This is a genomic window from Gluconobacter aidae, assembly GCF_009547075.1.
Classification (GTDB): domain Bacteria; phylum Pseudomonadota; class Alphaproteobacteria; order Acetobacterales; family Acetobacteraceae; genus Gluconobacter; species Gluconobacter aidae.
Genome location: NZ_WIPH01000063.1, coordinates 1 through 5,966 on the forward strand (window position 1 = coordinate 1; position 5,966 = coordinate 5,966).

14 protein-coding genes are annotated in these 5,966 nt (G+C 56.0%); 10 read left to right on the top strand and 4 right to left on the bottom strand.

Translation table 11 applies throughout. From position 1 onward, the window contains the following. The 4 genes from GFJ39_RS14125 to GFJ39_RS13305 all read left to right on the top strand — a co-directional run. A partial coding sequence (locus tag GFJ39_RS14125) for a hypothetical protein (protein WP_228391965.1) occupies window positions 1-409 on the top strand: 409 nt, incomplete at its 5' end. Next, window positions 406-945 (top strand): hypothetical protein, encoded by a 540-nt coding sequence (locus tag GFJ39_RS13295; protein WP_325062950.1) that lies wholly within the window; start codon window positions 406-408, stop codon window positions 943-945. The genes GFJ39_RS14125 and GFJ39_RS13295, both read left to right, overlap by 4 nt. Beyond that, the gene (locus tag GFJ39_RS13300) at window positions 942-1,697 is read left to right on the top strand and encodes a C1 family peptidase (protein WP_153431874.1); all 756 of its coding nucleotides are present in this window, start codon (window positions 942-944) and stop codon (window positions 1,695-1,697) included. Before GFJ39_RS13295 ends, GFJ39_RS13300 begins: the two co-directional genes overlap by 4 nt. Window positions 1,698-1,845: 148 nt before the next feature. Beyond that, a complete protein-coding gene (locus tag GFJ39_RS13305; RefSeq protein WP_153431876.1) occupies window positions 1,846-2,103 on the top strand; it encodes a hypothetical protein in 258 nt (85 codons plus the stop codon). A 340-nt stretch (window positions 2,104-2,443) separates the two neighbouring features. Here GFJ39_RS13305 and GFJ39_RS13310 read toward each other — a convergent pair whose 3' ends face one another. The 3 genes from GFJ39_RS13310 to GFJ39_RS13320 all read right to left on the bottom strand — a co-directional run bounded on the left by GFJ39_RS13310 (window position 2,444) and on the right by GFJ39_RS13320 (window position 3,486). Beyond that, window positions 2,444-2,737 (bottom strand): BrnA antitoxin family protein, encoded by a 294-nt coding sequence (locus GFJ39_RS13310; RefSeq protein ID WP_153431877.1) that lies wholly within the window; start codon window positions 2,735-2,737, stop codon window positions 2,444-2,446. Next, window positions 2,721-2,984: a BrnT family toxin gene (locus GFJ39_RS13315; protein WP_153431879.1), complete on the bottom strand. Its 264-nt coding sequence runs from the start codon at window positions 2,982-2,984 to the stop codon at window positions 2,721-2,723. The genes GFJ39_RS13310 and GFJ39_RS13315 overlap by 17 nt, the downstream gene beginning before the upstream one ends. A 103-nt stretch (window positions 2,985-3,087) precedes the next feature. Further along, complete coding sequence (locus GFJ39_RS13320; RefSeq protein WP_153431881.1) at window positions 3,088-3,486, bottom strand: Arc family DNA-binding protein; 399 nt, start codon at window positions 3,484-3,486, stop codon at window positions 3,088-3,090. Window positions 3,487-3,537: 51 nt separating this feature from the next. On the opposite strand from GFJ39_RS13320, the gene GFJ39_RS14560 reads away from it, so the two are divergent. From GFJ39_RS14560 to GFJ39_RS13345, 6 genes are read left to right on the top strand one after another with little or no spacing between them, the layout of a single operon-like run. Next, the gene (locus tag GFJ39_RS14560) at window positions 3,538-3,759 is read left to right on the top strand and encodes an Arc family DNA-binding protein (RefSeq protein WP_407645907.1); all 222 of its coding nucleotides are present in this window, start codon (window positions 3,538-3,540) and stop codon (window positions 3,757-3,759) included. A gap of 13 nt (window positions 3,760-3,772) precedes the next feature. Continuing rightward, window positions 3,773-4,051: a hypothetical protein gene (locus GFJ39_RS13330; RefSeq protein WP_153431885.1), complete on the top strand. Its 279-nt coding sequence runs from the start codon at window positions 3,773-3,775 to the stop codon at window positions 4,049-4,051. Then, entirely contained in the window at window positions 4,048-4,491 is a 444-nt protein-coding gene (locus GFJ39_RS13335) for an ORF6N domain-containing protein (RefSeq protein ID WP_153431887.1), read from the top strand. The genes GFJ39_RS13330 and GFJ39_RS13335 overlap by 4 nt, the downstream gene beginning before the upstream one ends. 60 nt (window positions 4,492-4,551) lie before the next feature. Beyond that, window positions 4,552-4,686 (top strand): hypothetical protein, encoded by a 135-nt coding sequence (locus tag GFJ39_RS14465; RefSeq protein WP_267902338.1) that lies wholly within the window; start codon window positions 4,552-4,554, stop codon window positions 4,684-4,686. A gap of 54 nt (window positions 4,687-4,740) precedes the next feature. After that, entirely contained in the window at window positions 4,741-4,899 is a 159-nt protein-coding gene (locus GFJ39_RS13340) for a hypothetical protein (RefSeq protein WP_153431889.1), read from the top strand. After that, window positions 4,896-5,138, top strand: a complete 243-nt coding sequence (locus GFJ39_RS13345) for a hypothetical protein (protein ID WP_153431891.1) — start codon at window positions 4,896-4,898, stop codon at window positions 5,136-5,138. The genes GFJ39_RS13340 and GFJ39_RS13345 overlap by 4 nt, the downstream gene beginning before the upstream one ends. Before the next feature lie 125 nt (window positions 5,139-5,263). Here GFJ39_RS13345 and GFJ39_RS14470 read toward each other — a convergent pair whose 3' ends face one another. Beyond that, the gene (locus GFJ39_RS14470; protein WP_267902339.1) at window positions 5,264-5,386 is read right to left on the bottom strand and encodes a hypothetical protein; all 123 of its coding nucleotides are present in this window, start codon (window positions 5,384-5,386) and stop codon (window positions 5,264-5,266) included. Window positions 5,387-5,966: the final 580 nt, after the last annotated feature.

Consider the following 5,966-nt stretch of genomic DNA (forward strand, 5'->3'; position numbering starts at 1 on the left):
AGGCATCAATGCTGTCGCGACCGTGCTGTCCATCGCTGGCGTTGCGTCCGCCGTTGGTGCTCCGGCCGTTGCCGTGATCGAGACGGCCTCGGTCGCACTGTCCGCCGCACTCACGGCTTTCTCGTCCGCCGCCGGTTCAAGCGTGACTGTCAGCTATGACAACACGTCCATCAAGAGCGCCGTCAACAGCGTGCTGGCGGATCTTCAGACGGTCGCTGCTGATCTGTCTTCGGCCATCACGGGAGCCAGCAGCACCGTCTCCAGTTCCATTCTTTCCGACGCGAACACGGCCCTGTCCGCGCTCAAGACGGTTGTGTCCGTCTTCGAGGGGCTGCTCGGAGTCACCTCCATGTCCGAACCGGCCCTGACGGAAGCGCAGGCTCTCCGTATCCTGCGCGTGTCACTGTGACGGCTTGCGTCCGCCTCTACTTTCCGGCTGATGCCTTCGGGCGTCTGATCTGCTGGCGGCTCGAAAGCGACTACAGCCACGCCACGATCGAGATGGACGGGACGATCTATTCCGCCACCTTTCCGAAGGTGGTCGGGGTCGGCCCGGCTGATCCGGGCTTCGGAATGCCGCCAAGAACCGGGCACGCCTTCACGGTGCGCCTGTCGGACGATGAATCCGCCCGCGCTCTGGCCTACTGCAAGTCCATGCTCGGCACGTCCTATGACGTTCTGGCGATGGCGGGCTGGGCCTTCCGGATCCAGTCCCTTCAGCGCCCCGGTCATGCTTACTGTTTCGAGTACGTCTATGATGCGCTGGCCGCCGCTGGCGTGTTCCCGGCATCGAAACGGCTGCTCACGGGAGACCAGTTGCTCTCCGATCTGTACCATGCCGGACGTATCGAGAACCTCATGCTCGGCATCCGGCCTTCCTTCGATATGCACGCGTCGTTCCAGAAGCCCGCAATTTCCATTCCCACACCGAAGGTGAACGTATGACCCGCTGTCTCGGCAAGCGCCCCGCGCGCCATGATTATCGCACCTACCGTCTCGCCCCCATGCTGGCGGCGGCTCTCCCAACCGTGCCCTATGCCCGCGACTGGTCGCAGAACGTGCCTTACCAGATGTGGGGCAATGACCGTTTCGGCTGCTGTGCTTTCGCCGCACATGCCGCGCTGGTGGCGACATGGACCCATGCTGCTCAGGGCCTCGTCGTGCTCTCAACCGATCAGGTACTCGCGAACTATGCTGCCGTCACTGGCTTTGATCCGGCTACCGGGACGAACGACAATGGAACGGTTCTGCTGGACGAACTGAACGCATGGCGGAAGGCTGGATTCCAGCGACCGGGACAGACGCTCGATTACCTGACTGCGTTCGGATCCATTCAGCCGAGCGATGAGATGAGCATCAAGCGGGGTATCGCGTTCCTCGGTGGCGTGTTGGCCGGCGTGCAGGTGCCACAGGGTTTCCTGTCGCTTGGTCTGGGCCAGACATGGGATCTGGACACCCTATCCGGGGATGCACTCAGACCGGCAGGCGGCCACGCCGTCGCACTCGTGGGCTACAATGTGGACGGGGTGTTCTTCAACACATGGGGAGCCCGCACCTTCATGCCCTGGTCCACGTTCACGGCGATTGCGGATGAAGCCTATGGCCTGTTGTCACGCGAGAACTGGCTGGGTGTTCCCGGCACGGCGCCCACTGGCGAGAACTTCGATGCGCTGCTGGCAGAAGTCCGCGCTGCGTAACCAGGTGCGGGCATGTTCTAAGAAGTAGCGTCCACCTCAAGCTCCTTCCGGATCAGGCTCGGATATAGTACCGCGCACCGGAGTCCGGTCAAAGGGGGGGTAGATAGATCAAGTAAGGGCATAGTCTCCTAAGCAATGGAGACTCGCTATGATCTGGAACCCGTTCCGCAAGCTGCAAAAAGTCGAAGAAAAGCGGTCGATGCCGACCGTCAAGTTCGATCCAAAGCGCGTGACGCCTGACGTTCAGAAGGTGATTGCGGATCGAATATTGAATTCGAAGATCATCCCTGATGAGCACAAACCTCAGGCAACTGTTGTAGCAATCGAGGCCACACAGCGCGGAAGGGATTTACATCACCTGTGCTCATTCCTGATTGGGCTTCACATCGACAAGAGCGATGCCTAGGCACTGAGCTTAAGCGTCATCAACGCGGCAATGGTCAAGATCGACGTTAATCGACAAATTGATCTTGGCCTCACAAAGGCGAAATGGCGGTACTCAGGGGTTCCCTGCGGTCGCAATAAGCCGGGGACAAAACGCCTCGCGTCGTCTCATTTGAACGCCGACGGCAAGGTTTACGATATCCGGAAAGGTCTCAAGATTGGGACCCGCTATGTCTATCCGGGAGAAGACGAAGGGTGCATGTGCCATTCACAGGTAATCATCCCGGGATTTGATGACTAACACCCCTCCATTCATGCTCCGTAACATGCCGGAGTTTGGGGTGGAGGGGGAGTCGGAAAAATCAGGCCCTCCGCAATGCTTCATTGATCCGGGTCTGCCAGCCCGGACCGGTGCTCTTGAACTTCTCCAGAACATCCTGATCGAGACGAAGGGAGACTGAGCGCTTCGTGGCGGCCTTCTGGGGGCCACGGACGCGCCTAGCCTGCGCCAATGCGGGCGCGACCTCTACGGCTGGCCTCATAGCCTGAAAGTCCGCTTCCGTCAGTTCCGGATTGTCGATATCGAGCGCAATGCCCCGATTGATCCGGGCATCTTCCTCGTCAGTCGGCATGATGATGTTAGTCTTGCGAGACATAGAGCGATACCTCCCGTTTGTTGGCCTTTCGAAGACTGATGATACGAACGGTCCGGGTTTCGATGCTGTACACCAGCACATGAAGACGATCGCCAATCGGGCCAAGGGCAACAAGGCGTGGCTCGTTCGAAGATTGGCTAGCCCTGATGAACGCCGCGTCCCATTCGAAGCCTTCAGCGACAACGAAATCGACGCCGTGCTTTTCAATGTTGCTCAGGCGTTTGGTTTCGTCCCAGTCGTATCTCATAGCTTATTGTATATACGGATAGATTGAGGGCATCAATCTAATTGTATGTGCGATTTAATTGGGTGGCGTTTCACTACCCGCTCCCCGGCAGTGCGGAGTTGGGTCAATTCTTCTTTAGTCGAGAGGCAATACGAGCATTCCGAAAGGCAATGAGCAAAGCACTACGATCCTCTTCGTCAATACTCCTCCACGCCTCAATTATTGCCATCTCATCGGAATTCAAGGGATTATTTTCCATAGCGTTGTCAGCATCTGGGAAATCGTCTTCCTTATACCTTGAACCCGGGAAATATATTTGCAGGGAATCATCCTTTACTCTGACGTGAGGATGATAATCGGGGCCATCTACGGCATAATGGTTCTTTCCATCCCCCAAAACCCATTCAAGCCGTCGCACAATCTCAGCATTCATCGAACGACCAGATTCCTGTGCGATGCGCTCAATCTCGTTTTTGATCTCAAGTGGAAGCCGAAGTTTCATCTGGGGGTCATTTCTGCTCATGATCCATGAGTGGACCACTTTTTTTCTTGCGTCCAGAGATTCGGCATGTTTATGTCTTGTGGTTCACATATAAACCACGGAGAAAAGCATGTGAAGCACGCTCACCCTCAGTTTAAACTTCGCATTCCGCTCGGCCTGAAGCGATGGCTAGAGACGGAAGCGACAAGCAACCATCGTTCGATTTCCGGGCAGATCATTTATCTTCTGGAAGAGACAAAAAAGGCGTCGGACCAGCCTGCAAGCAATCCCGACGCCTCAACCAGCACCCTCTGAAAAGGAAATGGCCATGAGCCACGATAGCACAAACACGCCCGAATGGGCAAAGCCAGAACATATCGAAGATTATTTCGCCCGCATTTCTCGCCGCACCGCGGAAGCACTCACGATGGGAGAGGTAAATCAGGCACCCGTCAGCGATACGCTGGATAAGATCTCTGAAATCGTCCGCGACGGGATGGGGTTCACCTTCCGTCCTGATATCCCTGAGGTCGAAGAGGCTTGGCGTAAAAGGGTCAGGGAGATCTTCGCTGCTTATCCCGCTTCTGATGAAGGAGACGCAGCATGAGCCAGGTTACAATCAACGGTCAGGCCGTGACCGTCATTGAATATGCCGGACAGCGCGTTTTGACCTTCGAGATGATCGATACGATCCATCAGCGCCCAGAAGGAACTGCTGGACGCAACTTCCGTGAAAATCGAGAGCACTTCATTGAAGGCGAAGATTTCGTGGAAATGACTGCCGACGAAATTCGTCGTCAGTCGCTGACGGCAGTTTTCAAGCCCCGCACACCGAAAGGCATCATTCTCACCGAGAGTGGCTACGCCATGCTGGCCAAGTCGTTCACTGACGATCTTGCGTGGCAGGTGCAGCGCCAGTTGGTCCGGAGCTACTTCGGCGGCAAATCAGCGGCCGCGAAAAAGCTCCGCGTCCGTAAGCCTGCCGTTTTACCGACATTCAAGACCGGTTACGGCATAGCGAAGCTACTTGGCTATGACGACAATTAGGCTGCAATCTACGGCAACCGCTATTGCCAGAAGAAGTGCAACGAGAGTCCACTGCCGGATATGGGGCTGACGTACCTTGAGGCCCCGACGCAGCAGCAGACGATGACGGCAACCCAGATCGCGGAGGCCCTCAACCTGCCAGGCAAGCAGCCCGGAATGGCAGGGAACAACCTGATGGAAGCAGCGGGCCTCTAGACTTTTCATCGGGACAAGCGCAGCAAGAAGATCTGGACGCCAACGGAAACAGGTATGCCGTTCGCCCGTCTCTGCGATGTTGGCAAGGGGCATTCCGACGGATCGGTTCCGACCTATCAGTGGCTTCCTTCCGTCCTCGATGCTCTCCGCCTCCACCTCGCAACCACCACTGAGATGCCCCCTTTCGCCAAGAAGCCGGAGCCGGTGTCATGAGCGCGCTGGCCACAGCGGATGGGAAAGAGTTCGAACGCAAGATGTGCCTGCTGGTTACAGGACAGGCCCGTTGGTCGCAGAGGCTTGAAAACGACATTCGCAATTTCTGGGGCGACAAACTCTGCGGCACACCAAACCCGGAACGGCACTTATCACCCGCCGCCCAGAAAGCGCTCGTCGCCCTCTACGAAGCTTATGGCCGCCAGGAAGAAAAGCAGCCCGCGCTGGAGCCAGCCTAACTACGGAGCCGCCCTTCGGGGCGGTTTTTCATGCACCATGACATCACGCTCGCCATGATCGGCGCGGCGCGGGATATCAGGCGGGAATGAGAATGGCGGAGCGCGAGCCCCGCCATTCTGCAATGTTATGGTCGGCGATCCTTGAAGGTCTCGCGTTTTCCATTTTTCAGTTCAGATAACCTGCCCTGATTTTGGAAGTAGTCACGAGCGATAAGGTGGAGGTGCTCTCCTGCCTTGATGCGCTGCATGATAATGGCGATCTCCTGGGGAGGAACATCTCCCCGCGGTTGTGTTGAAGCCATAAAACATGGTCTCCGTTATCAATGATGCATTGACACTCGGGCACTTCAAAGCAATGCTCTGTTCTGCAAGGTGTTTCCAAACGAAACGCTCCAATGTGTACCAAACTCGTTCATGCTTGCGAGTCAGTGCTAAACGGTGATCCGGGTTCCAGCCCGGTTCACCACCTATTAATGCATTGGTGCTGAAATGTATTTCGCGTACTCAAAATGTTGAGTCGAGTCTTTTTTTGCACAAAGCGAGAACACTTAGCTAATTGATAGATAACTAGCCCGAGTATCAGTAGGTACTCTGCTTGATTGTATATCTGCAATCAGATGCGGTTTCGCGCTCATGCGAAATCAACTGCCGTATGCATTCGTATCGACTCGCTGGATCACCGCGGATTTTGATGGACCTGTACGAACTATTGAGCATTACTCAATGGTTGAGCTGTCAAGGAATACTTGACCACTGAACTCTCCGGAATTTCCGGAGGGTTGAATCTGTTTTGGTGTTAACGAAATGCCATTTTCATAACACCAAGCC